Raw genomic sequence first — 25,899 nt, forward strand, 5'->3', positions numbered from 1 at the left:
GAGGTCAGGCGGGCCGGCGCAGCCAGCGGCTGACCCGGTTGAGGGAGAGGACGGTGGCGACGATGACCGCGGCGGGGGCATAGATCATCCACGGGGCGAAGGGAAACTTCTCGCCGTCGGCGACGAGGCGGCCCCAGTCGGAGGCCGGTGGCGGGTCGCCGTAGCCGAGGAAGGCGAGCCCGGCGATCACCAGGATCGCGACGCCGAACTGCAGCACCGCCAGCGGCACGATCGAGCGCGAGGCGTTGGGCAGGATGTGGGTGAGCAGGATCTGCCACCGCGAGCCGCCCTGCAGGTAGGACGCCTCGACGAAGGTCGCCTGGCGCACCTTGATCACCTCTGCGCGCATCACCCGGGCGAAGACCGCCACCGCGACCACGCCGGTCGCGATCGCGGCGTTGACCGTCTTGAATCCGAGCGCCGAGACGATGACGACGGCGAAGAGGAAGCCGGGGATCGCCAGGAGAACGTCCACGAACCGGGCCAGCACGGTGTCGACCCAGCCCTCGAGGAACCCGGCCAGGAGCCCGATCAGGCTCCCGGCGACGACCCCGATGGCCACCGAGATGAGCGCTGAGGTCACCGAGGAGGCCGAGCCGTGCACGACCCGGGCGAAGAGGTCGCGCCCCAGGTCGTCGGTGCCGAACCAGTGGGCCGGGCCGGGGCCGAGGAGCTTCTCGGTGGGTACGCCGCCGGCCGGGTCGTGACTCGTGAACAGGCCGGGGACGAGCGACCAGGCGATGATCACGGCCAGCCACAGCAGCGAGACGACGACGGTCGGCGGGACCCGCCTCAGTGCCGCGACGCGAGGTGCGTCGACGGCCGGCTCGGAAAGCGTCGCGACGGTCATCTCAACCCGCCTTCCCGGTGGTGAGGCCCGAGGGGGCGAACGGCCCCGGCCGGCGCCCGGGCGCGGGCACCGTCGCTCTCGTGGCTGCCTCGGTGAGGCGTACGCGGGGGTCGAGCAACGGGTAGACGAGGTCGGCGACGAGGTTGACCACTACGAAGACCACCGCTGAGAGCGAGACCACCGCCTGGAGCACCGGGGTGTCCTGGGTGGTCACGGACTGCTGGACGAGGCTGCCGAGGCCGTTGCGTCCGAAGATCTGCTCGGTCAGCACCGCCCCACCGAGCAGCTCGCCGACGATGAGCGCGATGACCGTGACCACCGGCAGCGAGGCTGGCTTGAGCAGGTGGCGCACGAAGAGGCAGGCCTGGGTCAGGCCGCGCGAGCGGGCCACGGTGGCGTACTCCTGGCTGGACTCGTGGTCGAGGTTGGCGATGATCACCTCGGCCAGCTGTGCCGAGACCGGGATCGCGAGCGTGAGGGCCGCGAAGAAGGTGCCGACCGGTGTCTCGGAGTCGATCACCGAGAACAGGTGCAGCTGGAAGGAGAAGAAGATCAGCACCAGCAGCCCGACCACGTAGTTGGGCACCGAGAGGAACAGCGACGGGAAGGCCCGCAGCAGGTCGCGACCGGCCCAGCGGGGTAGCGCGTGGGCGCCGTAGCCGACCGCGAAGGCAAGCACCAGCGCGATCGCGAGCGCGGTCCCGGCCAGCGAGAACGTCGAGGCCGCGACCTGCCCGATCATCGGGGCGACGGGCAGGTTGGTGCGCAGCGAGACGCCGAGGTCGCCGGTGAGGAAGCGGGACAGGGACTCCCACAGCTGCACCAGCACGGGCTGGTCCAGCTTGTAGTAGGAGACGATCTGGTCGACCTCCTCGGGCGTGAACCCGTTCTCCGGGTTGTTGAGCATGCCGGATACCGGGTCACCGGGGAGCACGCTGATCACCAGGAAGGTGGCGATGTAGGCGAGCAGGATCACCACGACCGCCTGCCCGATGCGCCGGAGCACGAACACGGGATAGGAGTTGCTCATGACGCTCACTCGATCGTGGCGGCGGCGAACTTCGCGAACGCCGTGCTGTCGGTCTCGACGCCCTTCAGGTCGGGGCTGGTCAGCAGCGGCCGCTGCACGATCTGGGTGATCGGCACGTAGTAGGCCTGCTCGAGCACGTGGCGCTGCAGCTCGGCCAGGTCGGCGTCACGCGCGACGGGGTCGGTCGCGACCCGGATCGAGTCGCGGAGCTTGTTGATGGTGGCGTCCGACTCGCCGATGCCGAACCAGTTCTCGCCGCTGTCGGCGTCGGTGAACACGTTGGCGGCGGTCGAGGCGTCACCGATGGAGCGGGTGACCTCGTAGGCGGCCACGTTCGGTGCCCCGACGGTGATCTTCTCGCCATAGGTGATCACGTCGTACGTCTGCACGCTCACCTTGAAGCCGAGCTTGCCCAGCTGGGTGGCGATGAGCTGGTCGACCTGCTTGGAGGTCGGCAGGTAGGGGTTGGAGTAGAGGGTGAACTCCAGCCGCTTGCCGTCCTTGGCCAGGACGCCATCGGACCCCTTCGCGTAGCCGGCCTCGGCGAGCAGCTTGGCGGCGGAGTCGGGGTCGTAGCCGAACTCCGCGGACTGGTCGGAGACGCCGGGGACGGTGTCGTTGAAGAACGAGGTCGCCGGCTTCCAGTCGGAGGTGTAGACGGTGTCGATGATCTCGTCGCGGTCGATGCCGTGCTGGACCGCCTGGCGGACCTTCACGTCCTTGAAGATCGCGGTCTTCGTGTTGAGCGCCCAGCCGAAGGCGAACCCGAGGTAGACCGGCGTGTGCACGCTGAATCCCTGGCCCTTGAGGTCGGAGATCTGTTGCGGCGTCGGGTTGTAGGCGACCTGGGCCTGGCCCGACTGCACCGCGGCGGTGCGTACGGCGGCGTCGGGGCTGACCTTGTAGGTGATCTGCTCGATCTTCGCCGCGCCGGTGTTTCCGAGCGCCTCCGGACCCCAGTCGTAGTCGTCGCGCTTCTCGAGCACGACGTTGTCGTCGGCCTTCCAGGACTTCACGACGTAAGGCCCGGAGCCGAAGTTGGTGGAGAGCTCGGCCTGCTCGTCCGCGGTGCCGGAGATCGCCTTGGGTGCGTACAGGGCGCTGGCGGCATAGCCGAGGGTCGGGATGAAGCCGAGGGTCGGCGCGGAGAAGCTCACCTGGACCGTCGTCTCGTCGACGGCCTTGGCCCCTGCGTACGTCTTGGGGAACAGGCTGATCGGGGCGATGCCCTGGTCGGGCTGACCCTTGGCCCAGTAGTCGAGATTGGCGACCACGGCGGCGGCGTCGAGCGGGTCGCCGTTGGAGAAGGTGACGCCCTTCCTCAGGTGCAGGGTGAAGGAGGTGTAGTCCCTGTTGTTCTCCCACTTCTCGGCGATCCAGGGCGAGATCTTGCCCTCGTCGTCGACGTAGACGAGCTTGTCGTAGATCTGGCTGAAGACGTTGCCCTGGAAGCTGGAGATCGACGCGCCGTTGGGCACCCAGGAGTTACCGAGCGAGTCGAGCAGGAAGGTCACCTGGCCGTCGGCGGAGGCCCCGGAGGAAGTGCTGCCGCAGGCGGTCAGCGAGGCCGCGGCCAGAGCCGCGACCGCGGCCAGGGCGGCCTTGCGGCGCCAGGAGCCGAGGCGGGCGTGGCCCGCGGCGATGCGTCGATCGATGTTCATCTGGGTTCCTTCGGTGGTGTGCGTGACGTATGCGAGGTGGGGTGACTCACGCGCCGAGAACGCGTCGGCCGGCCTGGACGAGGGCGAAGTCCTCCTGCGGCGGGTGCACCCGGATGCAGAGGGCGTCGCGCAGGTGGCGCTCGAGGCGGTTGTTGCGGGTCAGGCCCGGGTTTCCGAGGGCGGCGACCGCGGTCTGGGTCGCCGAGACGACGGCCCGGGCGATGGCGACCTTGATCACCGAGAGCTGCGGGAGGACCGAGTCGTCTCCGGCCTCGAGCCGGCGCAGCGTTCCGTACGCGAGGGTCTCGGCGGTCGCGATCTGCAGGTCGATCTCGCCGGCGACCGCCTGGATCCGCTCGGTCTCGGCGATCGGCTTGCCCAGCGCGCTGGGCACCCGGGTACGGGCGAACTCGGCGAACGCCGACCGTGCCGCGCGGGCCACGCCGATGTAGAGCGCGGGGTGGGCGAAGCTGCCGGGGCCGGCCGTGGCGGCGGGGTCACGGTAGGAGCCGTCGGGGCGGCGCGGGATCTCCCGGAACGCCTCGTACGGCACCTCGACCGCGTCGTAGACGACGTCGTGGGTGTTGGAGGCGCGCAGGCCGAGGTGGTCCCAGGTCTCTACCCAGGTGATGCCCTCCGCGTCGCCGGGGACGGTGACGTGGCCGACCCGTGGTCGGTGCGCCGGCGTGTCCGGCTCGTCGGCGGTCACCCACACGGTGTGGTAGGTCAGGGCCGTCCCGCCCGTGGCGTACGCCTTGTGGCCGTCGAGCCGCCAGCCGTTCTCGGTGCGGGTGATGGTGGTCTTCGGGATTCCGCCGCGTGCCGGGGCGCCCAGCTCGGGTTCAGCACGGATGGCGTTGACGAACGACGGCTCCTGGAGGGAACGGCGCAGCAGGTCGTCGTAGTGCTCGGCGTACCAGCCGCCGAGCTCGGCCTGCGCGGCGTGCGCCATCAGGGTGTTGGTGACGATCAGGGCAACCGACGGGTCACCCTCTCCGATGGCCTCGACGATGCGTACGGCGTCGATGGTCCCGACTTCCGGGCCGCCGTAGCGCTTGCCGACGGTGGCGGTCACCAGGCCCGCGCGCCAGGCGGCCTCCAGGCCCTTGTCCGGCACCTCGCCGGAGCGGTCGTAGTCGGCGGCGTGCTCGGCGATCTCTGCGGTGACCTGTGCGAGCGCGGTGTCGGACAGGTCCGGGACCGGGAGGTCGTACGTCCTCTGGCCGGTGTCGTCGGTAGCCGTCATGCCCCGGCACCCTCGAGCGCCGCGGCTTTGTCGGCGGCGGCGACGAAGTCGTCGCTGTAGTAGCCGAGGTGCTCGGCCTGGAGGTTGCCACGGCGGCCGGTCGCCTCGCGGTGGGCGATCTCCTGGCGCACCAGCGGGAGGACGTACTTTCCGTAGCCGGCGGCGTCGGCGAGCGTGTCGTAGCCGCGGATGGAGACGAGGTCGGCACCGGCATCGACGTAGTCGAGGATCGCGGCGGCGACGGTCTCGGGGCTGCCGACCAGGGCGGTGGAGGCACCCTGTCCGCCGGTCGCGGCGGCGGTGCGGGTCCATAGTGCGCGGTCGTAGCGCTCGGAGGCGCCGGCGAACTCGAGGGCACGCACCGAGCCGATGTTGGTGGCCCGGGACTGGTGGCGGCGGGCGAAGTAGGCGGCCTTCTCGTAGGTTGCGCCGATCTTGCCGATGTAGTCGTAGGCCTTCTCCCAGGCCTCGGCGTCGGTGGGGGCGACGATCGGCCGGAAGGTGACCCAGATGCGCGGGTTGGGCCGGCCCGCGGCGGCCGCGATCGCGTTGACGCGGTCGATCTCGGTGCGCAGCTCGGGGAGCGGCTCGCCCCAGAAGGAGAAGATGTCGGCCTGGTTGCCGCCGATGTCGAACGCCTCCTGCGACTGGCCGCCGATCGAGATCGGGACCGGGTCGCCGGAGTAGGTGGAGAAGCCGGGCCCGAAGTCGGCGAACCTGTAGAACTCGCCCTCGTGGCTGAACGGCTCCTTCTCGGTCCAGGCTCGGCGCAGCAGGTCGATGTACTCCCCGGTGCGGGCATAGCGCCGCGGCTTGGGTTCGTAGTCGCCCTGGCGGTGCTGCTCGTCGTCGGAGCCGCCGGAGATCAGGTGGACGACCGCGCGGCCTTCGGTCAGCTGGTCGAGGGTGGCCAGCTTCTGGGCCGCGACCAGCGGGAAGGTGGTGTTGGGGCGCAGCGCGACGATCGGCCTGATCCGCTCGGTGAGCGTCCCGACGGCTGCCGCGGTGATGAACGAGTCGGCCGAGTTCGAGCCGTAGGGAAGCAGGGTGTAGTCGAACTCCTGCTCCTCCAAGGTGGCCACGTAGCGCTTGAAGTAGTCCAGGTCGATGCCGTGGGGGACCTGGATCGGGTTCAGCTCGGTGGACGGGTTCAGGTGGGAGAGACTGATGAACTCGACCTTGGGTGATGCTGTCGCCGGGATCTGGGCGTCGAAGACTGGGGTGGTCACGAGGGGGTTCCTTCCGGGCCGCGCGGGTTCAGTCAAGAAAGTTCACTGACTTAGTTGTCAATGCTGGTGTGCGGAGGGGTCGGCGTCCAACAGGAATGTGGGATGTGAATCCTTCGCGCTGGCTTATGCGTTGCTGATCAGACGCAGTGGCGGGGTGGCGGCGAGGAAGTCGCGCCCGGTGGCCAGGGCCGTTTCCTCGATCGCCTCGTCCAGGCCGCGCCGGGCGATCATCCGCAGGTGGGCGGTGCCGGCGGCCGGGAGGCCTGCGCGCTCGACGACGCCCTGGGGTCGGCCTCCGATGCCGGGCAGGAGGGCTGTGCCGAGCCCGGCGCGCACGCCGGCCAGCACCCCTTCCAGTGTTGTCGAGGTGGCGGTCACCTCGACCTGGTGGCCTGCCTCGGCGAGCAGGGCCAGCGCGCGCTCGCGCAGCCCGCACGGCTCCTCGAAGGCGACCAGGCTGAACGTGTCCGCACTGGTCGCGGTCGGGCCGGTGGCCGTGCGGTTGGGGGCTGCGTACCAATGGAGGGGGAGGAGCCCGACCTGGTGGCCGGCGGCCTGGCCGCTGGGGTCGAGGACGAAGGCGAGGTCGACCGTCCCCTTGGTCACCGAGTCGTAGAGCTGGGTGGAACGGCCGATCTCGAAGCGGGTGCCGGTCTCCGGGAACGCTTGGGTGAGGGTGTGCAGGAGCTCGGGGAGTATCTGCTCGACCGCGTGCTCGACGCAGCCGACGGTGATGGTCGTCGGGTTGGCGACCTCCAGGAGCGCGAGCGACGCGTCGTGGGTGGCGAGGATCTTGCGCGCCTCGACCAGCACCCGCTCGCCGTCGGGTGTGAACCGCATGGTGCGGCCGTCCTTCTCGAAGAGGCGGCGCTTAAGGGTGCGCTCGAGGAGTCGTACGTGCTGGCTCAGCGCGGGCTGGCTGATGTGTCGCACGGCGGCCGCCTTGGTGAACCCGCCGCTCTCGGCGATCGCCACGAGCGTACGTAGATGCTCAATGTCCAGCGAAATACTCATATATCTAGTCTGTGCCCTCGGCGGGCCTTGTGGGCGGGCCTTCCAGATATCGATCACGATCGGCGATGGATCAGCTGAGCAGATTGGTCTTGGACGCAATCGGCGGCCGCGCCGAGCATGGTGGGCATGACTGCCATCGCCGTGACCGACCTGCCGCGTACGTGGGACGAGCCCGAGGGGGTCGCGCCGCGCGGCACCCTGATCCTGCTCACCGGACGGGGTGAGACCGCGGCGACGTACGCCAGGTTCGGCCGCCGCGTCTCCGCCGACGCCTACAAGGTGCGGATCGTCGAGGTGGACTCTGGCGACCTCGACGCCGCCCGGGCGGCGGCCGAGGCACTGGCGGCCGATGAGGCGCTGCCGGCGCCGAAGGTGCTCGTCGGCTCCGACACCGGCGCCACCCTTGCCGCCCTGCTCGTCGGCGAGCTGCCGGTCGACGCCGCCGTCATCGCCGGCCTGGCGCTTCCCCGGACGAGTGCCGAGGTGGACGGGGAGTGGGAGGACGAGCTGGAGGTACGCAGCGCCTGCCCGACCCATCGCGGGACGATCTCGGCCGATGCCGGCTTCGCGCGAGGTGCTCTGGCGGACCCGCCGCCCTGGGACGAGGTCGAGCTGAGCGTGCCCGAGGTGCCGCTGCTGGTCATCCACGGCCGCGAAGACCGGATCACCCCGGTCGGCGAGGCGCTGAAGCCGTGGGTGGGCGCGGAGACCGTCGAGCAGCACGTCGTCGAGGGCGGCCGTCACGACATCCTCAACGATGTCACCCACCGATCCGTCGCGGCCACGGTGATCCTCTTCCTCGAGCGGCTCAAGCTGGGTGCGGACCTCCCGGTCATCGTGCGGCAGGTCGGCCGGTGACCCTCCCCGCTGGGTTCCTGGCCGAGCTGACCGCGGCGGTGCCGACGGCCTCGACGGAGGAGTCGTTCCTTGCCGCGGTCGCAGTAGACCGGTCCGGGATCGTGGCCGAGGGAGTGCCCGACGTGGTGGTCCGCGCGACCTCGGTCGCGGACGTACGGGCCACGCTGCGGTTGGCCTCCGCGCACGGCGTACCCGTCGTCCCTCGGGGTGCGGGCACCGGCCTGGCCGGAGGCGCCGTCGCCGCCCCCGGCATGCTCGTGCTCGACGTGAGCGGCATGGACCGGATCATCTCGCTCGACCCGGTCGACCAGACCGCTCATGTCGAACCCGGAGTGATCACCGCCCATCTCGACCGGACCGCCGGCGAGCACGGCCTGCGCTACGCCCCCGACCCGGCATCGGCCGCCATCTCCACCATCGGTGGCAACGTCGCCACCAACGCGGGCGGTCTGCGCTGCGTTAAGTACGGCGTCACCCGCGACGCCGTGCTCGGCCTCGAGGTCGTGCTCGCCGACGGCACCCTGATCAGCACTGGCCGGGCGACCCTGAAGGGCGTCGCCGGCCTCGACCTCACCGGCCTCTTCGTCGGCTCCGAGGGCACCCTCGGCGTGGTGGTCGGGGCGACCGTACGCCTTCGGCCCCTGCCGGAGCGGACCCTGACCGTCGCGGCGGCCTACGCGGGAGTGGAGGCCGCCGCTCGGGCCTGCGCCGCCCTGGCCCAGGACCGGCGCGAGCCGGCCATGCTCGAGCTGCTCGACCAGGCCACCCTCCAGGTCGTCGACGACGCCCAGGGGACCGCCTACGCCGAACGCGGCGGCGCCCTGGTGATCGCCCAGGCCGACGGCCCGGCCGCGGAGTCCGAGATCGAGGCGATCGGCGAGGTGCTCGGTAAGGAGGCGACCTGGGTCGAGCAGGGCGTCGACGAGGAGACCTCGGCCCGGTTGGTCGAGGCCCGCCGCCTCGCCCTGCCGTCCATCGAGACCAAGGGCTCGGTGCTGATCGAGGACATCTGCGTCCCTCGCTCGCGCCTGGCCGAGGCGTTCGTCCGCGTCGAAGAGGTCGCCCGGCGTCGCGGCGTACGCATCTACTCCTTCGCCCACGCCGGCGACGGGAACCTGCACCCCCTGATCGGCTACCCGACCGGCCCGGTCCCGAAGGAGGTCCTCGCCGCCGGCGACGACATCTTCGGCATCGCGCTCGACCTCGGCGGCACCGTCACCGCTGAGCACGGCATCGGCCTGCTCAAGCGCTCCTGGCTCGCCCGCGAGGTCGGCCCCGAGGCCCTCGGCGTGCATCGCGCGATCAAGGCCGCCCTCGATCCGCGTGGCATCCTCAACCCGGGCAAGGGCTACTGAGGCGGTTGGGATCGCGGCGGGTCAGGTACTTGCCCAACCGGCGGCTTCGGCGCTCAGGTGTCGGCAGACGTGGCCGACGGCCGGTGGTGCGCTGGCGCCGGTGACGAGCCAGAGGGTGTTGAGCGGCCCGAGCCTGGGTTCGTGGAGGCGTACGACCGTGCCGTCGGCGAGGGCTCCGTCGACCAGGTAGCGGGGTAGCACGGAGGCGCCGATGCCGGCGACGACGGCGCGGAGGATGCCGCGCAGGTCGGGCAGGACGAGCGCGGTGCGGTTGGTGGGGCGCTCGTCGAACTCGGTGAGCCAGTAGCGCCGGATGATCGGCAGGTCGGGGGAGTAGGCCGCCAGCGGTACGGCCGCGAGCGCGCGAACCGGGTCCTGTGCCAGCTCGGCGGGGTCGACCTGTCCTGCGATCGCCGGCGCCGCGACCAGAAGGAACTCCTCGTCGACCAGTGCCGCCGACCGCAGCCGCTCGTCGCCGGGGCGTACGGAGGAGACGACGAGGTCCAGGCGCTCCTCGGCCAGGTCGTCGAGGAGTGCCTGCGCGAGTCCGGTGGTCACCGAGACGTCGAGGCCGTCGCGGACGAGCGGGGCGAGGGCAGGCACGATCCGGGTGGCCATCACGTCGGCCGCGCCGCCGATCCGGATGCTCGCCGGGCCGATCGACGGCTCGGTGCCGACGGCGCCGCGCAGCTGGTCGACCAGTGGCGTGATCCGGGCGGCGAGGGCGTCGGCACGCCCGGTGGGCACCAGCCCGGTGCGGGAGCGCTCGAACAGGACCGCGCCGAGATCCTGCTCGAGCTTGCGGATCCGCGCGGTCACCGCGGGCTGGGAGAGATCGAGGCGACGGGCCGCGGCGCTGATCGAGCGCTCCCGGTAGGCGTGCGTGAACGCTTCCCAGAGGTCGAGCGAGGTCATAGAAATCATTATGACCGCCCGACGAGGTTCGGGAGTGAACCCGGCGAGGGTCGTCGTTACGTCATCACCGAACCGAACAAGAAGGAAGAACCTCATGACTCGCGTACTGATGGTCGTCTCCGCGGCCGACACCCTCGTCCTCGCCGACGGCACCGAGCACCCGACCGGCTTCTGGGCCGAGGAGGTCGCCGCCTCCCACGAGACGCTCGCCGCGGCCGGCGTCGAGATCGACATCGCCACCCCCGGCGGCAGGGCGCCGACGGTCGACGCGCTCTCGCTCAGCGAGCAGGGCGGCGTCCAGCCCGAGGACGCCGAGCGGTTCCGTGCCTACCTCGACACTCTCGAGAAGCAGCTCGCCCACCCGCTCGATCTCGCCGACATCGACCCGGCCGCGTACGACGCCGTCTACATCCCCGGCGGCCACGCCCCGATGACGGACCTGGTCGAGGACGCCTCGCTCGCCGTGCTCCTGACCGCCACCGACTCCGCCGGCCGACCGGTCGTCGCGCTCTGCCACGGCGTCGCCGGCCTCCTCGCCGCGACCGTCGAGGGAGGCTGGCTCTTCCGCGGCCGCCGGATGACCGGTTTCACCGACACCGAGGAGCAGCAGGGCGGCTACGGCGACAGCATTCCGTTCTCGGTCGAGCAGCGGATGCGTACGGCCGGCGGCATCGTCGAGACCGGTGAGCCGTGGAGCGACACCGTGATCGTCGACGGCACCCTGATCACCGGGCAGAACCCGCAGTCCAGCGTCTCGACCGCGAAGGCGCTGCTGGAGCGGCTCGCCTGAACCCAGTGGCCAGGCCCGTCAGGAGGCGACTTCGCCGTCGGTGGCGAAGTCGGCCTCCACGATGGAGCGCTCGAGCTTGCTGAGCAGCCGGGCGAGCTCGTCGCGCTCCTCCCTGGTGAGGTGATGGAGCAGCGCGTTCTCCGCGCGCAGATGGTCCTCGATCGCGCGGTTGATCACCTCGAGGCCCTGGTCGGTGAGCTGGGAGTAGACGACGCGGCGATCCTCGGCGTCGCGCTGGCGGGTGATGAGCCCGGCTGCCTCGAGGCGGTCGAGCCGGAAGGTCACGCCGGCAGAGGAGAGCAGCGAGCCACTCGCGAGATCGCGGCCGGCCTTGCGATACGGCGCGCCCGCGCGGCGCAGCGCCGCGAGGACGTCGAAGGAGGCGGAGTTGAGGTCGTGGCGGCCGAAGACCTGGGTGAGCACCGCCTGGTAGCGCAGGTAGATCCGATGCACCCTCCCGAACAGCGCGATCGGAGAGGGGTCGAGGTCGGGGCGCTCGTGCGTCCACTGGGAGACGATCGCGTCGACCGCGTCATCGCTGCCCGAGGGCTGGTTGACGCCCGATCCGGTGTGACTCATGGTCGCAGTGTACGAGCCGACTCGGGCTCCGCGAGACAGGAAGTTAACACAGAGGGGGTTGACGGAGGATCGTGACGCACCGCACACTCTTAGGACTTAACGATTAAGCACTTAGGGATTATTCCTTGTCGAGTGCTGTGAACCGAAAGTTCCCCTCACATGGTCAACATCACCCCGGTGCCGCCGGCTGTCACGGCGGAGCAGATCAGTGCCAGGCTCGAGCGACTTCCGCTCTCGCGCTGGCACGTCAAGACCCGCGTGCTCGTCGGCGTGGCCACCTTCTTCGACGGCTTCGACCAGCTGATGATCGCCTACGCGTTGCCCGTGCTCATCCCGTTCTTCGGCCTCGATCCCGGGATGATCGCCTGGACGATCGCCATCGGCGGCATCGGGATGCTGCTCGGCGCGCTGGCCGGTGGATGGTTGGCCGACCGGGTCGGCCGAGTGCCGGTCCTCATCGGGTCGCTGGTGCTGTACGCCGTGATGAGTCTGCTCATGGCGGGCACCTCCACCCTCTGGATCTTCCTGGTGCTCCGGTTCGTCCAAGGCTTCGGGCTCGGTGCGGAGGTGCCGGTCGCGGCGACGTACATCGGTGAGATCACCCGCGCCCACCGCCGCGGTCGCTTCGTACTGATCTACGAGCTGATCTTCCCGGCCGGGCTGGTGGCCTCGGCGCTGGTCGCGGCCTGGGTCGTGCCCGCCTTCGGGTGGCGATGGCTGTTCGCGCTGGGCGCCATCCCGCTGATCCTGGTGCCGTTCATGCGTCGCGTCCCGGAGTCGCCCCGCTGGCTCGCCGCCCGCGGCCGCTTGGAGGAAGCCGATCAGGCGACGCGCCGGATCGAGGCGGAGGTCGCCGCGCAGAAGGGTGAGCTGCCCGCCCCTGCGACCAGCGCGGCGTCGACGGTCCGGCAGGGCCGGGCCCGCCTCTCGGAGCTGTTCCAGGGCGTCTACCTGCGGCGCACGCTGATGTTGGCGACTGCCTGGCTCACGGCGTACTTCGTCAACTACGGCATCGCCGCCTGGCTGCCCACCATCTATGGCGAGGTCTTCCATCTCGACGTCGACACCGCACTGCGCTACAGCGTCGCCACCAGCGTCGCCGGCATCCTCGGCTGCGTCGTCATCGCGCTGACCATCGACATCGTCGGTCGCCGGGTGGCGATCACGGTCGCGATGCTGGGCAGCGCGGCAACCCTGTTCGTGCTGGCCTCGACCGGAGCGACCAGTGCCAGCACCGTCCTGCTCTGGTCGGCGGCCTCGGCGATGTGCATCTTCGCGGTCAACCTGGCGCTGTACGTCTACACCGCCGAGCTCTATCCGACCCGGATGCGGGCGCTGGGCGTCAGCGTCGGTGGGGCGTTCGGCAGGCTCGGCATCATCGTCGGCCCGCTGGTTGTCGGCGGATTGATCAGCCGCGGGTTCTCGATCGCCGACGTGTTCATCGTGATGGGTGCGGTCGCTGTCGTCGGCGCGCTCACCACGGCCGTGTTCGCGGTCGAGACGCGCGAGCGCACGTTGGAGGAGATCTCCCAGTGAGCGCTCCGGACTGGACGGACGTGGTCGTCCCGGCCGACGAGATCCTGGTGGCAGGGGAGTGGCGTCGCGGCGGTGGGTCGGGGTCGGAGAGCATCGATCCTGCCGACGGCAACGTGATCACGACGGTGCACCACGCCTCGGAGGCCGATGTCGACGAGGCGGTCACCCGCGGGGCGGAGGCTGCCGCCGCGTGGGGCAGGCGGCTCCCGCATGAGCGGGCGCGTCACCTGCACCGGATCGCCGACGGGATCGAGGGATCGGCTGAGCGTCTGGCTCGGCTGCAGACCCGTGACACCGGCAAGACGCTGACCGAGACCTCCGCCCTCGTGGCGAGCGCGGCCGGAACCTTCCGCTACATGGCCGCGGCCCTGGAGACCTTCGACGAGGAGCTGACCACGCAACGGGGCCGTTCGCTCACGATGAGCGTGCACGAGCCGATCGGCGTCATCGGCGCCATCACCCCGTGGAACTCGCCGATCGCCAGCGATGCCCAGAAGATCGCTCCCGCCCTCGCCGCCGGCAACGCGGTGGTGCTCAAGCCTGCCGAGTGGACACCCCTGGTCTCTCTCGCCCTGGGTCGCATCATCACCGACTCCGGCCTTCCGCCCGGCCTGGTCTCGGTGCTTCCCGGCCGGGGGTCGGTCGTCGGCGACGCCGTCGTGCGCCATCGTGGCGTCGGCAAGGTGTCCTTCACCGGAGGCACGACGACGGGTCGCCTCATCGCCCACGCGGCGGCCGACAAGCTGATGCCGGTGACGCTCGAGCTGGGCGGCAAGTCCCCGACCATCGTCTTCGAGGACGCCGACGTCGAGGCCGCGATCGCCGGGATCCTGTTCGGCATCTACTCCAGCTCCGGGCAGAGCTGCATCGCCGGATCGCGGTTGTTCCTGCCGTCCTTCCGCGCCGAGGAGTTCCTCGAGCGTCTGGTCAAGGCGGTCGCGCGGCTGCGCATCGGCCACGGCCTCGACCCCCTCACCCAGGTGGCGCCGCTGGTCCATCACCGGCATCGCGACAGTGTCGCGGGCCACGTCGAGCGTGCCCGTGCTGCCGGCGGTGAGGTGCTGGTCGGTGGTGAGGTTCCCGAAGGCGGCGCCTATGCCGCCGGCGCCTACTACCTGCCGACCGTCATCGCCGGTCTGGACAACTCCTCGCCCACCTGCCAGGAGGAGATCTTCGGACCGGTCCTCTCGGTTCTCACCTACGACGACGAGGACGATCTGGTCGCCCGCGCGAACGACTCGGTCTACGGGTTGGCGTGCGGCCTGTGGACCCGTGACTACCGGACCGCGTGGCGGGTCGCCCGCCGGATCGAAGCCGGGACGGTCTGGATCAACACCTACAAGCAGTTCAGCATCTCCACTCCGTTCAGCGGGATGAAGGAGAGCGGCCTCGGCACCGAGAAGGGTCGCCGCGGCATCGCGGAGTACACGCGCCAGAAGAGCCTCTACTGGGGACTCGACGAGGCGCCGCACCCCTGGGCCGGCTGACCGGGCGTCTAACCCGTGATCTGGGCCACGGTTTCCCTTGACATGAAAAAGCCTAAGCGCTTAAATATTAACTACTAAGAGAAAGGGGTCGGGATGTCGATCGCCACACTGCACTCACTGCGCAGCGTCCAGCTGCAGGTGCCGACGCTCACCGAGTCGACGGACTTCTATTCCGAGGTCTGGGGCCTGTCGGTCGTCGAGCAGGACCACGACGACGCCTGGCTGCGCGGCACGGGGGAGAACCACCACGTCCTCCAGCTGACCCGCGCGGAGCGCAACGGTCTCGGTGCGATCTCGTTCGCGGTGCGTACGCCGGCCGAGGTCGACGAGGCCGCCCGCCGGCTCGCGCTCCGTGGGATCCCGATGCTCACCGAGCCGGGCGCTCTGGACCAGGCGGGCGGCGGCTACGGCATCCGCTTCGCCGACCCGGAGGGCAGGGTGATCGAGCTCGTCGCCGACGTCCACGCCGTGAAGCCGCTCTACCGGGACCGTCCGGTCCCGATCGGGGTGACGCACGTCGTGCTCAACACGGTCGACATCGACCGCGCGGTGGCCTTCTACACCGACGTCCTCGGGATGCGCGTCTCCGACTGGTCCGAGCACCAGATGGCGTTCCTGCGCTGCAACACCGACCACCACAGCATCGCGTTCAATCAGGCAGCGTGGACCTCGGTCAACCACGTCGCCTACGAGATGCCGAGCATGGACCACTTCATGCGAGGCATCGGCTCGCTCAAGCAGCAGGGCGTCACCCCGCTGTGGGGTCCGGGCCGCCACGGCCCGGGCAACAACACCTTCTCCTACTTCGCCGACCCCGCGGGGCTCGTGTGCGAGTACACCTCCGACGTCGCCCAGGTCGTCGAGGACCAGTGGCTGTGCAAGGTCTGGCGCCGGGTCCCCGAGCTGTCGGACCTGTGGGGGACCGCGGGCCCACCGTCCAAGGACGTACGCCGCCACATGGCCGGCATCGAGGACGCGGGCGTCTTCGCCGACCGTCCCGATCTGGCCGCGTCCTACGCCCCGGCAGCCGCGCGCGAGCTGGCGGAGGTGGCCCGATGACGAAGGTCAGCATCATCGGCGCCGGCGCCATCGGCCGCCCCGTGATCGAGGCCCTGGTGGCCGGAGCGGTCGAGGACGTCGAGGTCGTGGGAGTCGTCAACGACACCCCTGTCGGCGAGTGTCCGGTGCCGCAGATCAGGCTCGCCAAGGCGATGGAGACCAGCGACGTGATCGTCGAGTGCGCTGGTCAGGCGGTCGTCTCCCGGCACGGAGCCGAGATCCTCGAGGCCGGGCGCGACCTGCTGATCACCTCGGCCGGCGCGTTGGCCGACCAGGAGCTGGTCGCCGCGCTCAGGGCTGCCGGCCCGGGGCGGATGTTCATCACCTCCGGCGCCATCGGCGGCATCGACCTGCTGGTCAGCGCCGCCAGCCACGGCGCCGTGCACCGCGCGTCCGTGACCACCACCAAGCTGCCCGCGACCCTGCTGCAGCCGTGGATGGACGACGAGACCCAGGATCGGGTCCGCGCCACCACCGCCCCGACGACGATCTTCGAGGGATCCGCTGCGGAGGCCGCGCGCTACTTCCCGCGCTCGCTCAACGTCGCGGCCACCGTCGGGCTCGCCGTCGGCGACCTTGAGCTGGTCGAGGTCCGCCTCGTCGCCGACCCCGGTGCCGAGCTGACCAGCCACGTCATCGAGGCCGATGCGGACGCGGGCAGCTACCGGTTCGAGATCCGCAACCATCCTTCGGCCGCCAACCCGCGTACCAGCGGCGTCGTCTCGCGCGCCGTGGTCCGGTCCCTGTCCATGCTCGTCGGCCGCCCGGTCGGCGCGGTCAGCATCATCTGAGGCCGCGATGACCACCACCACGCTCCGTGACACCGGGGTCCACGTCGAGGACACCGGCAGCGGCCCGACCATCCTGTGCCTGCATGGCATCGGATCCAGCTCGGCCTCGTTCGCACCCCAGGTCGCGGCGCTCGCCGGCGAGTTCCGACTGCTGGCCTGGGACGCACCCGGCTACGCCCGGTCCACCGACCCCGAGGAGGATGTCGACCTCGACGGCTTCGCCGACGCGGCGGCAGCCGTCATCGAGGAGTACGCAGCAGGTGGCCCGGTTCACGTCCTGGGCGTCTCCTGGGGCGGCGTGATCGCCGTCCGGCTGGCGTCACGCCACCCCCGGCTGGTCCGCAGCCTCGTGCTCGCCGACGCGAGCCGTGGCTCCGGCACTACACCGGAGAAGGCAGCGGCGATGCGTGGCCGGGCCGCCGAGCTCGACAGCGCGGGCAGCACCTCCTTCGCCGCCCAGCGCGGCCCGAGACTCGTCAGCGCCGAGGCTCCCGGCGAGCTCGTCGACCGGGTCGTCGCCACGATGCGCGACTCGATCCGGCTCCCCGGCTACGGCCGGGCGGCCGAGTCGATGGCCGCCACCGACCTGACGCCCGAGCTCGCCGCCATCGACATCCCGACGCTGGTGCTCTGCGGCGACCAGGACCAGGTCACCGGGATCACCGAGTCGCAGGCGCTCGCCGGTGGCATCCCCGACGCGGTCCTGGTGACGCTGCGCGGCGCCGGCCATCTGGCCAACCAGGAGTCGCCCGAGGCGTTCAACGCCTGGCTCTCCTCCTTCGTCGGGATCGTCGAGCGCCTCTACGGCTGACGACCCTGACCATCCTCGAACCCGAGAACGAACACCGCACCGAAAGGAACGATCCCATGTCGATCACCCAGCAGCCCCTCACGTACGAGACCGCCGAGAGCCTGGAGGAGTTCACCGACTCCATCATCCTGACGCGCGCCTCGCGCCACGAGGACTGGGACACCCTCGGCTTCCAGGCCAAGGCGGGCGACCAGTTCAAGCGCGCCCAGATCCGCTACGTCGGCTCCGGCGCGACCGGCAACCACGAGAACGACAACCGCACCATCAAGTCCCAGGGCTTCACCTTCTCCAACATGCTGCTGCCCCCGGGCGGCGAGGGCCCCGAGCACACCCACCACGACGCCGAGGAGGCCTTCTTCGTGCTCGAGGGCGAGGTCGAGGTCGGCGTGCACCGCGACGGCCAGGTCGTCAAGCGCACCCTCGGCTACCGCGACATGATCGTGGTGCCCGCCGGCGTGCCGCGGAGCCTGAAGAACAACGGCGACACCGACGCGCTCTTCTGCGTGATCATCGGTGCCCAGAAGCCGCAGGTCCCGACGTACCCGGAGACCTCCGCGATGCACGGCGTCACCCGGGACTGACCGATGAGTCTTGACGGTGCACCGGTTCTGGTCACGGGCGCAGGTCGCGGCCTCGGCCTGGCGATCTCGCGGCGCCTGGCCCAGACCGGTGCCCGGGTCTGGCTCGCCGACATCCGCGAGGACTGGCTGGAGGCGGCCGGAGCCGCGCTCCGCGAGGAGGGCCACGACGTCTCGACCGTTCCGGTCGACGTCACCGACCACGCGTCGGTGCGGGCGATGGTGAAGGCGACCGGGCCGGTCTACGGCCTGGTCAACAACGCCGCCCGCGCCGACGGGGTCGGCGGCAAGCCGGTCCACGAGATCGACCCCGCCGAGTGGGACTCGCTGATGGCGGTCAACCTGCGCGGTCCGTGGCTGGTCAGCCGCGAGGTCGTTCCGGGGATGATCGAGGCCGGCGGCGGCCGGGTCCTCAACATCGGCTCGGACTCGGCGCTCTACGGCTCGGCGAACCTCGCCCACTACATCTCCTCCAAGGGCGGTCTCGCCGCGCTGACCCGAGCTATGGCGCGTGACCTCGGCCCGTACGGGATCACCGTGAACACCCTGGCCGCCGGCCTGACCACCACCGAGGCCGCGCAGCAGATCCCCGAGCACCGCCACCAGCTCTACCGCGACAACCGGGCGCTGACCCGGGACCAGGAGCCCGCCGACGTCGTCGGGGCCGCGGCCTTCCTGCTCGGCCCCGAGGCCGCGTACATCACCGGCCAGCAGCTCGTCGTCGACGGCGGCTTCGTCTTCCACTGACAGGACCAACCATGGATCTCCACCTCGCCGATCGCACCGTGCTCGTCACGGGCGGCAGCTCCGGCGTCGGTCTCGCGACCGTCGCCACCCTCCTCGAGGAGGGCGCGAACCTCATCACCTGCGCCCGCCGACTCGACGTGCTCGAGAAGGCGCTCGCCGACCTCGGCGCGCCGGCCGACCGGGTGCTCGCGATGAGCTGCGACGTACGCGACACCGACCAGGTGAACGCGCTGGTCGAGGCGGGCGTGGCCCGGTTCGGCGGGATCGACGGGCTGGTCAACAACGCCGGCCAGTCCCGGATGCTCGGTCTCGACAAGGCGAGTGTCGAGGACTTCCGCGACGAGCTCGACCTCAAGTTCGGCGGTGTCCTCAACGTCACCGGCGCTGCGCTGCCGCACCTGCGCGCCTCCGACGCCGCCGCGATCGTCACGATCAACGCGGTCCTCGCCCGCCAGCCCGAGCCGCGTCTGGTCACCACCTCGGCCGCCCGTGCCGGGCTGCTCAACCTGACCAAGTCGATGGCCTCCGAGTACGCACCGGACATCCGGGTCAACAGTGTCTGCCTCGGGCTGATCGACACCGGCCAGTGGCGCCGGCGCTTTGAGGCGGACGAGCACGCGGCGTCGTACGAGGCCTTCGAACGTGAGCTCGCCGACGACCGCGGCATCTCGCTGGGCCGGTTCGGCCGGGCCCATGAGGTCGCCGCGATGGTCGTGACCCTGCTGTCCCCACGAGCGTCGTACGTCACCGGTGCCGCTCTCGACGTGTGTGGCGGCGTTGCCCGCTACCTGGCCTGAGGAGATCGAGATGACCAACCTGACCACTGCCCCCGCACCCGACGTCGTGACGTACGCCGATGGTGGCGCCCTGCTCGTCGCGGTGCTCCGCGAGGTGGGCGTCGACACCGTCTTCGGCGTCATCTCCGTGCACAACCTGCCGCTGGTCGAGGCGGTCTCGCGCGAGCTGCGGTTCGTGCCGGTCCGCCACGAGGCGAGCGCGGTCAACGCGGCCGACGGCTACGCCCGGGCCACCGGCGGCCTCGGCTGCGCGCTGACCAGCACCGGCACCGGCGCGGGCAACGCGGCCGGCTCGCTGATCGAGTCGCTGAGCTCGGCCACCTCCGTGCTGCACGTGACCGGGCAGGTCGAGTTCGCCTACCTCGGCTCCGGACGCGGCTTCATCCACGAGACCAAGGACCAGCTCGGGATGCTGCAGGCGGTCTCGCTCGACGCCGTCACGGTGCCCTCGCTCGAGGAGTCGGCCGGCATCCTGCGCGGCGCGGTCGACCGGGCCCTCGGCGGTCCTCGCCGGGCCGGCGGACCCGTGAGTGTCGAGTGGCCCATCGACCTGCAGTACCTGCCGCAGCGTGAGGTCGTCGCCCCGGCCCCCGAGGCGCCGACAGTGTCGTCGGCGCCCGCGGGCCTCGATGCGCTGACCGAGCTCGTCGCGGCGGCCGAGCGGCCGCTGATCTGGGCCGGTGGCGGCGTCGCCGGGTCCAGGGCGGCGCTCACCGAGTTCATCGACACCTGGGGCGCGGGCCTGCTGACCTCCAACTCCGGCCGCGGAGCGGTCCCCGAGGACCACCCGCTGGTGGTCGGCAACTACGGTGCCACTCCTGGCGGCGGCGAGCTGCTCGCCGAGGCCGACCTGCTGCTCAGCATCGGCACCCACTTCCGCTCCAACGAGACCCGCGACTACGACCTCACCCTCCCGGCTGTGCACGTCCAGGTCGACCTCGACCCGGCCGCGCTCGGGCGGGTCTTCCCGATCGCGGCCGGGGTGGCCGCGGACGCCCGCGATGTGCTGCCCACGATCACCAGCGCCGTGCGCGAGAGCGGCCGAGTCGCGGAGGAGTGGCGAGCCAGGGTCACCCGGGCACGCGAGGACGTACGCGCCACCCAGCGTGAGGGGCTCGGCGACCACGCCGTGCTCGCCGACGCGCTGCGCTCCGCGCTGCCGCGCCGGTCGGTGCTCGCTCGCGACGTCACCATCGCCTCCTCGTCCTGGGGCAACAGGCTCTTCGAGGTCTACGACCCCCGCGACAACGTCTTCCCGCGCGGCGGCGGCATCGGCCAGGGCCTCGGCATGGGGCTCGGTGCGGCCATGGCCCGTCCCGACGAGCCGACCGTGGTGATCGCCGGAGACGGCGGCCTGGCCGTACATCTCGGCGAGCTGCTGACCCTCGCCCAGGAGCGACCCTGGCTGGTGCTGCTGGTCTTCAACGACGGCGGCTACGGCGTGCTCCGCAACATGCAGGAGGCGCGCGGCGTCGACCGCGCCGGCGTCGACCTGACCACCCCGGACTTCGCCGGGCTCGCGGGCGCGCTCGGGCTGCCCTATCAGCGGATCGGCACCGCCGCCGAGGCCGCGCCCGAGCTCGAGCGGGCCGTCGCCCGGCGCGCACCGGTGCTGGTCGAGGTCGATCTGGCCTCCTTCGGCCCGATGCCGCGGCCGTTCACACCACCGGTCAAGGTTCCCGACCCGACCACGAGGAGGTCGTCATGAGTCTCGCCACCGAGGAGCAGGAGCTGGAGCTCCTGGTCAAGCAGATGACGCTGGAGGCCGACGGCGTACTGTCGCTGCGGCTGGTCCACCCCGACGGCGGCCCGCTGCCGGAGTGGAGTCCGGGAGCACACGTCGACCTGACCCTGAAGGGGTCGCTGGTGCGGCAGTACTCGCTGTGCGGCGATCCCGCCGACCGCGGCAGCTACCGGGTCGCGGTGCTGCGTGAGCAGGCCGCCCTCGGCGGTTCGGAGTACGTCCACGAGGGGCTGCGTCCCGGACACCGGCTGCGTGTGGTCGGTCTCCGCAACAACTTCGACTTCCTCCCCGCCAAGCGGTACGTCTTCGTCGCCGGCGGCATCGGCATCACCCCGCTGCTCGCGATGCTCACCGAGGCCGAGCGGCAGGGCACCGACTGGGAGCTCTGGTACGGCGGCCGCCGCGAGGACTCGATGGCGTTCCTCGACGAGCTGGCTTCGTACGGCGACCGGGTGCGGGTCATCCCCGAGGAGACCCACGGCCGGCTCGACCTCGCCACCGCGCTGCCGACGCCCGAGCCCGGCACGCTGGTCTACTGCTGCGGACCCGAGGGCCTGCTGGCCGCCGTCGAGGAGCACGCCGCGAGCTGGCCCGAGGGAACGCTCCAGGTCGAGCGCTTCAAGGCAAAGCAGATCGACGTCGACCCCGACGGCGAGCAGCCGATCTCCGTCGACTGCCGGCGCTCGGGCCGCGTCGTGCAGGTGCCTGCCGACGTACCGGTCATCGACGCCCTCGAGAGCGCCGGGATCACCGTCTCGAGCTCGTGCCGGGACGGCATCTGCGGCACCTGCGAGACCAAGGTGCTCGCCGGCATCCCCGACCACCGCGACTCCCTGCTCAGCGACACCGAGCAGGCGTCGGGCACCACCATGATGATCTGCGTCTCCCGGGCGCGGACCCCCGAGCTGGCGCTCGACATCTGACGCGCCACATCGACTGCACACGAGGGAGAACAGAGAAATGGGCTATCTACAGCCAGTCCAGGCGGCGGTCGCCGAGACGACCCCGTGGGAGACCAAGCTCGCCGGCGCCATCGAAGAGGTCTTCGGGGGCGGCCGGCACGACCTGCCGGGTCTCGTCGACGGGCTCAACGAGCTCGGCATCCCGGCTCCCGGTGGTGGTCAGTGGACCCCCGAGGGATTCACGACAGCGATCGCCGCGCTCGCCGCGGCGGGGAAGCAGGAGGACTGAGCCATGGGACCGATGGTGAAACGACAGCTGAGCGCGGAGCAGATCCTCGCGACCGGACTGCGCAACCAGTGGTACGCGATCTGCCCTTCCGACATGGTGCCGCAGGGCGGCGTCCATCGGGTCCGCCGGCTCGGGATCGACTGGGTGCTGTTCCGGGAGTCCGACGGCACCCTGCGGATGCTCGAGGATCGCTGCCCCCACCGGGGCGCGCCGCTCTCGCAGGGACAGCACCTCGGCAGCAAGATCGCCTGCGCCTACCACGGCGTCCAGGTCGACGGCACCGGCAAGGTCGTCTCGGTGCCCGGTCTGCCCGGCTGCAACCTGGAGGGCAAGACGCTGGTCCCCAGCCCGCCGCTGCAGGAGCTGGGCGGCGCGATCCTGGCCTACATCGGCGACGAGCAGCACCCCGACCCCGCCCCGGTCGCGCTGCCGGACCCACTGGTCGACGAGGAAGTCTCCTCGTTCCTCTGCTACGCCGAGTGGGACACTCCGTGGCGCTACGCCATGGAGAACCTGCTCGACCCGATGCACGGCGCGTTCCTGCACCGCGAGTCGCACTCGATGTTCGGCGGCGACACCGAGGCGCGGTTCCGGATCCGCGAGACCGACCGCGGGTTCTTCTTCGAGAAGACCGACCAGCGCGGGGTGAACTTCGACTGGGTCGAGTTCTGCCGCACCGGCATCGACTGGGTCGACCTGTCCATCCCGTACCCGCCGACCGCGGGCCCCGGCGGCTCGTTCGGCATCGTCGGCATGGGCACCCCGATCGACGCGGGCACCACCGCGGTGTTCTTCTGGCGCTACCGCAAGGTCAGCGGCTGGGAGCGCGACGTGTGGCGCTTCCTCTACCGCACCAGGCTTGAGGCCCGCCACTGGCACGTGCTCGAGCAGGACCGGGTCATGCTCGAGGCGATGGCCGACGACGCCGACCAGGCGGAGAACCTCTACCAGCACGACCTCGGGGTGGTCCGGCTGCGCCGGCTCTACAAGAAGCTCGCCGAGGAGCAGGCGGCAGCGCTCGCGCCTTCGCCCTCACCTGAACCGGTTCCGGCCGGGCGCGCCTGAGGCGAGCCCGGCCGGAAGGCCGTCGGTGGGGGTCAGCGGACCGGAGCACCCGGGCCGAGCGGGATGCCGAGGGCCCACCAGAGGAAGAACAGGGCGGTCCAGGCCAGGCTCATCGCGATGGCGAGCGGCAGCGTGTACGAGGCGAGGGTGCCGATGCCGGCGTCCTTGCGGTAGCGCTGCAGGAAGCCCAGGGCCATCACGAAGTAGGGGCTCATCGGGGTGATCGCGGTGGAGCCGGAGTCGGCGATCCGGAAGAGCGCCTGGGTGGTCTCCGGCGGCACCGAGAGCAGCATCAGCATCGGCACCAGTACGGGCGCGGCGATGGACCACATCGCCGAGCCGCTGGTGACCATGATGTTGACGATGCTGAGCAGCGCCAGGACGAGCAGGAAGACCACCCACACCGGGATGTTGCTGGTCTCCAGGGCCTCGGCCGAGTTGACCGCGAGCACGTCGCCGAGGTTGGACCACTCGAAGTACGCCAGGAACTGGGCGATCGCGAAGAACAGCACCAGCACCGGGGCCATCTGCTTGATCCCCTGGCCCATCAGCGCCGGCACGTCGCCGGCCTTGGTGATCGAACCGGACAGCGTGCCGTACACGGTGCCGGCGAGGCCGAAGAGCACCGCGACGATCGCGGCGATGCCGGTGAGGAACGGCGACTCGGTCAGCGACCCGTCCTCGCCGCGCAGGGGAGAGCCCGGCGGGATCACGACGGCGGCGACGACCACGATCGCGACCAACAGGCTCAGCAGGGACCAGCGGAGCGCCCGGCGCTCACGGCCGTCGAGCTCGAGGGTGCCGAAGTCGCCGTCGTCGGCGTCCTCGTCGGCGTCGAGGTCGGGCCGCTTGGAGAGGACGAGCTTGGTCATCAGGGTGATCACCGCGGCCAGCAGCACCGAGGACGCGATGTTGAAGAACCAGTTGCTGACGGGGGAGACGTACGCGCTCTCGTCGACGATCTGGGCCGCGGCGGTGGTGATGCCGGCGAAGATCGCATCGTTGGGTGTGGGGATCGGGCTGGCGTCGTACCCGCTGGCGATCGCGGTGTAGGCGACCACGATCCCGAGGATCGGGGAACGACCCACTGCCCGGAAGGCGAGGCCGCCGAGCGGGACCAGGATGATGTACGCAGCGGCCGAGGCCACGTGGGCGACGGTTCCGGTGAACGCGACGGCGAAGACCACCCAGCCGACGGGCACCCGGGAGATGCCGGTCTTCATCGCGGCGGTGAGGAACCCGGTGCGCTCGGCGACGGCGACACCCATGATGACCACGACGATGGTCGCCATCGGCGGGAACTCGGCGAAGTTGGAGACCATCGTGGAGACCGCCATCGCCAGGCCCTCGCCGCTGAGCAGGCTCTGTACGACGACCTCCTCCCCGTCGGTGGGGGAGATGACCGAGACGCCGGCGGCCGCGCAGATCGCACTGATCACGGCGAGGATCGCGGCGAGGATCCAGAAGAGCCAGAACGGGTGTGGCAGGGCGTTGCCGACGCGCTCGATCACGCCCATGGCGCGGATGATCCACGGCAGCCTGTCGCTGCCGGTGGGTGTGGTGGTGCTGGTCATGGGGGTCACCCTTCGCTGGTGAGGCGGTGGCGGGAGAAGAAGTCCCAGATCACCGTCGCGGACTCGATGGTGTGGGTGACGTGGCCGCCACCTGAGTAGATGTCACCGCCCGGCCAGACGTGGCCGCCGCCTGCGACGGCGACGTGCTGGACCTCGGCGCCGTGGTCGCACCCGGTCCACCGGGTGGTCTCGACGTCACGGTTGGTGCGCGTGGCGGAGGCGGTGCAGCCGTTGTGGTCGGCCCAGCCCTGGACCCACTCCGGGATCGCGGGCAGGTCACGGTCGGCGTCGCCCGCGTAGGGGATGGTCGCGTCGGCGACGCCGTGGATCTCCAGGATCGGCGTCGGCGGTGCCTCGGCGCAGCCGGTCCGGGTGCCCGGGTAGAGGGCGGGCGCGACCGGGGCGACGGCGGCAAACGTGTCCGGCAGCCGGCAGGCGAGCAGGGCGGCCAAGCCGGCGCCGTTGGACTTCCCGGTGGCGTAGACGCGGGACGTGTCGATGCAGTGGTCGGCCTCGATGGCGGCGAGCAGGTCGGAGGTGAAGGCGACGTCGTCGACGCCGGGCGCCTCGTACGGTGCGCCCTGCCATGCCTTGCGATAGCCCGACCCGGTGCCGATGGCTCCGTCGGGGTAGGCGACGACGGCGGGAAGGTCGGAGAGCTCGGAGTAGCCCTCGACCTCGACGCCGGTGCTGCCACGGCCGTGATAGGCGACGATCAGCGGCCAGTCCGCGCGCCGCTCGTAGCCCTCGGGCAGGCGGAGCACGTAGCTGCGCTCGATGTCGCCGCTGGTCAGCTCGTACTTCTGGCTGCTATCGGACTCCTGGTCCGTGGGCTTGGCGCAGGGCACCGGAGTGCTCTCGCCGCCTGCTTGGCCTTGACCGGAGGCGTGGGTGAGGGCGGAGGTAGCGGTCGGAACCAGGGACAGCGCGGCCACGGCCGCGACCGCGACGGCCGGGGCCAGGAGGCGGGATCGTCGTGGGGACATGGGTGC

At 71.0% G+C, this 25,899-nt stretch carries 25 protein-coding genes; 15 read left to right on the top strand and 10 right to left on the bottom strand.

Translation table 11 applies throughout. From position 1 onward, the window contains the following. Positions 1 to 4: 4 nt before the first annotated feature. The 6 genes from ABTX24_RS01950 to ABTX24_RS01975 form a co-directional block, all read right to left on the bottom strand. The gene (locus ABTX24_RS01950; protein WP_350837045.1) at positions 5 to 850 is read right to left on the bottom strand and encodes an ABC transporter permease; all 846 of its coding nucleotides are present in this window, start codon (positions 848 to 850) and stop codon (positions 5 to 7) included. A gap of 1 nt (position 851) precedes the next feature. Further along, positions 852 to 1,880 carry an ABC transporter permease gene (locus tag ABTX24_RS01955; RefSeq protein WP_350837047.1) on the bottom strand — a complete coding sequence of 343 codons (1,029 nt, stop codon included), beginning with the start codon at positions 1,878 to 1,880 and terminating at the stop codon, positions 852 to 854. Positions 1,881 to 1,885: 5 nt separating this feature from the next. Further along, a complete protein-coding gene (locus ABTX24_RS01960; RefSeq protein WP_350837049.1) occupies positions 1,886 to 3,541 on the bottom strand; it encodes an ABC transporter substrate-binding protein in 1,656 nt (551 codons plus the stop codon). A 46-nt stretch (positions 3,542 to 3,587) separates the two neighbouring features. Then, positions 3,588 to 4,787, bottom strand: a complete 1,200-nt coding sequence (locus ABTX24_RS01965) for an acyl-CoA dehydrogenase family protein (RefSeq protein ID WP_350837051.1) — start codon at positions 4,785 to 4,787, stop codon at positions 3,588 to 3,590. Further along, positions 4,784 to 6,016 carry an LLM class flavin-dependent oxidoreductase gene (locus tag ABTX24_RS01970; protein WP_350837053.1) on the bottom strand — a complete coding sequence of 411 codons (1,233 nt, stop codon included), beginning with the start codon at positions 6,014 to 6,016 and terminating at the stop codon, positions 4,784 to 4,786. The genes ABTX24_RS01965 and ABTX24_RS01970 overlap by 4 nt, the downstream gene beginning before the upstream one ends. A 123-nt stretch (positions 6,017 to 6,139) precedes the next feature. Further along, positions 6,140 to 7,030 carry a LysR family transcriptional regulator gene (locus ABTX24_RS01975; protein WP_350837055.1) on the bottom strand — a complete coding sequence of 297 codons (891 nt, stop codon included), beginning with the start codon at positions 7,028 to 7,030 and terminating at the stop codon, positions 6,140 to 6,142. A gap of 126 nt (positions 7,031 to 7,156) precedes the next feature. Between ABTX24_RS01975 and ABTX24_RS01980 the strand changes: the two genes are divergently transcribed. Both ABTX24_RS01980 and ABTX24_RS01985 read left to right on the top strand, forming a co-directional pair. Then, positions 7,157 to 7,888 carry an alpha/beta hydrolase gene (locus tag ABTX24_RS01980; protein ID WP_350837057.1) on the top strand — a complete coding sequence of 244 codons (732 nt, stop codon included), beginning with the start codon at positions 7,157 to 7,159 and terminating at the stop codon, positions 7,886 to 7,888. Beyond that, positions 7,885 to 9,243 carry an FAD-binding oxidoreductase gene (locus ABTX24_RS01985; RefSeq protein WP_350837059.1) on the top strand — a complete coding sequence of 453 codons (1,359 nt, stop codon included), beginning with the start codon at positions 7,885 to 7,887 and terminating at the stop codon, positions 9,241 to 9,243. Before ABTX24_RS01980 ends, ABTX24_RS01985 begins: the two co-directional genes overlap by 4 nt. Positions 9,244 to 9,264: 21 nt before the next feature. Here ABTX24_RS01985 and ABTX24_RS01990 read toward each other — a convergent pair whose 3' ends face one another. Continuing rightward, the gene (locus ABTX24_RS01990) at positions 9,265 to 10,158 is read right to left on the bottom strand and encodes a LysR family transcriptional regulator (protein ID WP_350837061.1); all 894 of its coding nucleotides are present in this window, start codon (positions 10,156 to 10,158) and stop codon (positions 9,265 to 9,267) included. 94 nt (positions 10,159 to 10,252) lie between these two features. On the opposite strand from ABTX24_RS01990, the gene ABTX24_RS01995 reads away from it, so the two are divergent. Continuing rightward, positions 10,253 to 10,948 (top strand): type 1 glutamine amidotransferase domain-containing protein, encoded by a 696-nt coding sequence (locus ABTX24_RS01995; protein ID WP_350837063.1) that lies wholly within the window; start codon positions 10,253 to 10,255, stop codon positions 10,946 to 10,948. A gap of 18 nt (positions 10,949 to 10,966) precedes the next feature. On the opposite strand, the gene ABTX24_RS02000 is transcribed toward ABTX24_RS01995, so the two are convergent. Then, positions 10,967 to 11,527 (bottom strand): MarR family winged helix-turn-helix transcriptional regulator, encoded by a 561-nt coding sequence (locus tag ABTX24_RS02000; protein WP_350837065.1) that lies wholly within the window; start codon positions 11,525 to 11,527, stop codon positions 10,967 to 10,969. Positions 11,528 to 11,686: 159 nt separating this feature from the next. On the opposite strand from ABTX24_RS02000, the gene ABTX24_RS02005 reads away from it, so the two are divergent. The 12 genes from ABTX24_RS02005 (at position 11,687) to ABTX24_RS02060 (ending at position 23,333) form a co-directional block, all read left to right on the top strand. After that, on the top strand, positions 11,687 to 13,063 hold the full coding sequence (locus tag ABTX24_RS02005) for an MFS transporter (RefSeq protein WP_350837067.1): 1,377 nt from the start codon (positions 11,687 to 11,689) through the stop codon (positions 13,061 to 13,063). Beyond that, positions 13,060 to 14,550 carry an aldehyde dehydrogenase gene (locus ABTX24_RS02010; protein ID WP_350837069.1) on the top strand — a complete coding sequence of 497 codons (1,491 nt, stop codon included), beginning with the start codon at positions 13,060 to 13,062 and terminating at the stop codon, positions 14,548 to 14,550. The genes ABTX24_RS02005 and ABTX24_RS02010 overlap by 4 nt, the downstream gene beginning before the upstream one ends. A gap of 93 nt (positions 14,551 to 14,643) precedes the next feature. Further along, entirely contained in the window at positions 14,644 to 15,609 is a 966-nt protein-coding gene (locus tag ABTX24_RS02015) for a VOC family protein (protein ID WP_350837071.1), read from the top strand. Continuing rightward, positions 15,606 to 16,400 carry an aspartate dehydrogenase domain-containing protein gene (locus tag ABTX24_RS02020; protein WP_350837073.1) on the top strand — a complete coding sequence of 265 codons (795 nt, stop codon included), beginning with the start codon at positions 15,606 to 15,608 and terminating at the stop codon, positions 16,398 to 16,400. The genes ABTX24_RS02015 and ABTX24_RS02020 overlap by 4 nt, the downstream gene beginning before the upstream one ends. Before the next feature lie 7 nt (positions 16,401 to 16,407). Continuing rightward, a complete protein-coding gene (locus tag ABTX24_RS02025) occupies positions 16,408 to 17,211 on the top strand; it encodes an alpha/beta fold hydrolase (protein ID WP_350837075.1) in 804 nt (267 codons plus the stop codon). A 56-nt stretch (positions 17,212 to 17,267) separates the two neighbouring features. Further along, positions 17,268 to 17,792, top strand: a complete 525-nt coding sequence (locus tag ABTX24_RS02030) for a cupin domain-containing protein (RefSeq protein WP_328531127.1) — start codon at positions 17,268 to 17,270, stop codon at positions 17,790 to 17,792. A gap of 3 nt (positions 17,793 to 17,795) precedes the next feature. Continuing rightward, positions 17,796 to 18,536, top strand: a complete 741-nt coding sequence (locus tag ABTX24_RS02035) for a 3-oxoacyl-ACP reductase family protein (protein ID WP_350837077.1) — start codon at positions 17,796 to 17,798, stop codon at positions 18,534 to 18,536. A gap of 11 nt (positions 18,537 to 18,547) precedes the next feature. Continuing rightward, positions 18,548 to 19,333: an SDR family oxidoreductase gene (locus ABTX24_RS02040; RefSeq protein ID WP_350837079.1), complete on the top strand. Its 786-nt coding sequence runs from the start codon at positions 18,548 to 18,550 to the stop codon at positions 19,331 to 19,333. A gap of 10 nt (positions 19,334 to 19,343) precedes the next feature. Continuing rightward, on the top strand, positions 19,344 to 21,041 hold the full coding sequence (locus tag ABTX24_RS02045) for a thiamine pyrophosphate-binding protein (protein WP_350837081.1): 1,698 nt from the start codon (positions 19,344 to 19,346) through the stop codon (positions 21,039 to 21,041). After that, positions 21,038 to 22,000, top strand: coding sequence for a PDR/VanB family oxidoreductase (locus tag ABTX24_RS02050; protein WP_350837083.1), 963 nt, complete (start codon positions 21,038 to 21,040; stop codon positions 21,998 to 22,000). The genes ABTX24_RS02045 and ABTX24_RS02050 overlap by 4 nt, the downstream gene beginning before the upstream one ends. Positions 22,001 to 22,037: 37 nt before the next feature. Continuing rightward, entirely contained in the window at positions 22,038 to 22,268 is a 231-nt protein-coding gene (locus ABTX24_RS02055) for a recombinase-like helix-turn-helix domain-containing protein (RefSeq protein ID WP_350837085.1), read from the top strand. 3 nt (positions 22,269 to 22,271) lie between these two features. Continuing rightward, on the top strand, positions 22,272 to 23,333 hold the full coding sequence (locus tag ABTX24_RS02060) for a Rieske 2Fe-2S domain-containing protein (RefSeq protein ID WP_350837087.1): 1,062 nt from the start codon (positions 22,272 to 22,274) through the stop codon (positions 23,331 to 23,333). Positions 23,334 to 23,365: 32 nt separating this feature from the next. Here ABTX24_RS02060 and ABTX24_RS02065 read toward each other — a convergent pair whose 3' ends face one another. Together ABTX24_RS02065 and ABTX24_RS02070 are read right to left on the bottom strand one after the other, a co-directional pair. Next, positions 23,366 to 24,907 (bottom strand): AbgT family transporter, encoded by a 1,542-nt coding sequence (locus ABTX24_RS02065; RefSeq protein ID WP_350837089.1) that lies wholly within the window; start codon positions 24,905 to 24,907, stop codon positions 23,366 to 23,368. Positions 24,908 to 24,912: 5 nt separating this feature from the next. Continuing rightward, positions 24,913 to 25,893 (bottom strand): CE1 family esterase, encoded by a 981-nt coding sequence (locus ABTX24_RS02070; protein WP_350837091.1) that lies wholly within the window; start codon positions 25,891 to 25,893, stop codon positions 24,913 to 24,915. Positions 25,894 to 25,899: the final 6 nt, after the last annotated feature.

This window comes from Nocardioides sp. NPDC127514 (assembly GCF_040302125.1).
Lineage (GTDB): Bacteria > Actinomycetota > Actinomycetes > Propionibacteriales > Nocardioidaceae > Nocardioides.

What these genes read in the sequence shown, in the direction of transcription:
- ABTX24_RS01950 (WP_350837045.1), bottom strand. Translation starts at nt 850, where the DNA reads ATGACCGTCGCGACGCTTTCCGAGCCGGCCGTCGACGCACCTCGCGTC.
- ABTX24_RS02000 (WP_350837065.1), bottom strand. Translation starts at nt 11,527, where the DNA reads ATGAGTCACACCGGATCGGGCGTCAACCAGCCCTCGGGCAGCGATGAC.
- ABTX24_RS02045 (WP_350837081.1), top strand. Translation starts at nt 19,344, where the DNA reads ATGACCAACCTGACCACTGCCCCCGCACCCGACGTCGTGACGTACGCC.
- ABTX24_RS01960 (WP_350837049.1), bottom strand. Translation starts at nt 3,541, where the DNA reads ATGAACATCGATCGACGCATCGCCGCGGGCCACGCCCGCCTCGGCTCC.
- ABTX24_RS01955 (WP_350837047.1), bottom strand. Translation starts at nt 1,880, where the DNA reads ATGAGCAACTCCTATCCCGTGTTCGTGCTCCGGCGCATCGGGCAGGCG.
- ABTX24_RS02035 (WP_350837077.1), top strand. Translation starts at nt 17,796, where the DNA reads ATGAGTCTTGACGGTGCACCGGTTCTGGTCACGGGCGCAGGTCGCGGC.
- ABTX24_RS02030 (WP_328531127.1), top strand. Translation starts at nt 17,268, where the DNA reads ATGTCGATCACCCAGCAGCCCCTCACGTACGAGACCGCCGAGAGCCTG.
- ABTX24_RS02065 (WP_350837089.1), bottom strand. Translation starts at nt 24,907, where the DNA reads ATGACCAGCACCACCACACCCACCGGCAGCGACAGGCTGCCGTGGATC.
- ABTX24_RS02015 (WP_350837071.1), top strand. Translation starts at nt 14,644, where the DNA reads ATGTCGATCGCCACACTGCACTCACTGCGCAGCGTCCAGCTGCAGGTG.
- ABTX24_RS02020 (WP_350837073.1), top strand. Translation starts at nt 15,606, where the DNA reads ATGACGAAGGTCAGCATCATCGGCGCCGGCGCCATCGGCCGCCCCGTG.
- ABTX24_RS01965 (WP_350837051.1), bottom strand. Translation starts at nt 4,787, where the DNA reads ATGACGGCTACCGACGACACCGGCCAGAGGACGTACGACCTCCCGGTC.
- ABTX24_RS01980 (WP_350837057.1), top strand. Translation starts at nt 7,157, where the DNA reads ATGACTGCCATCGCCGTGACCGACCTGCCGCGTACGTGGGACGAGCCC.
- ABTX24_RS02005 (WP_350837067.1), top strand. Translation starts at nt 11,687, where the DNA reads ATGGTCAACATCACCCCGGTGCCGCCGGCTGTCACGGCGGAGCAGATC.
- ABTX24_RS01975 (WP_350837055.1), bottom strand. Translation starts at nt 7,030, where the DNA reads ATGAGTATTTCGCTGGACATTGAGCATCTACGTACGCTCGTGGCGATC.
- ABTX24_RS02070 (WP_350837091.1), bottom strand. Translation starts at nt 25,893, where the DNA reads ATGTCCCCACGACGATCCCGCCTCCTGGCCCCGGCCGTCGCGGTCGCG.
- ABTX24_RS01995 (WP_350837063.1), top strand. Translation starts at nt 10,253, where the DNA reads ATGACTCGCGTACTGATGGTCGTCTCCGCGGCCGACACCCTCGTCCTC.
- ABTX24_RS02050 (WP_350837083.1), top strand. Translation starts at nt 21,038, where the DNA reads ATGAGTCTCGCCACCGAGGAGCAGGAGCTGGAGCTCCTGGTCAAGCAG.
- ABTX24_RS02025 (WP_350837075.1), top strand. Translation starts at nt 16,408, where the DNA reads ATGACCACCACCACGCTCCGTGACACCGGGGTCCACGTCGAGGACACC.
- ABTX24_RS02055 (WP_350837085.1), top strand. Translation starts at nt 22,038, where the DNA reads ATGGGCTATCTACAGCCAGTCCAGGCGGCGGTCGCCGAGACGACCCCG.
- ABTX24_RS02040 (WP_350837079.1), top strand. Translation starts at nt 18,548, where the DNA reads ATGGATCTCCACCTCGCCGATCGCACCGTGCTCGTCACGGGCGGCAGC.
- ABTX24_RS01990 (WP_350837061.1), bottom strand. Translation starts at nt 10,158, where the DNA reads ATGACCTCGCTCGACCTCTGGGAAGCGTTCACGCACGCCTACCGGGAG.
- ABTX24_RS02060 (WP_350837087.1), top strand. Translation starts at nt 22,272, where the DNA reads ATGGGACCGATGGTGAAACGACAGCTGAGCGCGGAGCAGATCCTCGCG.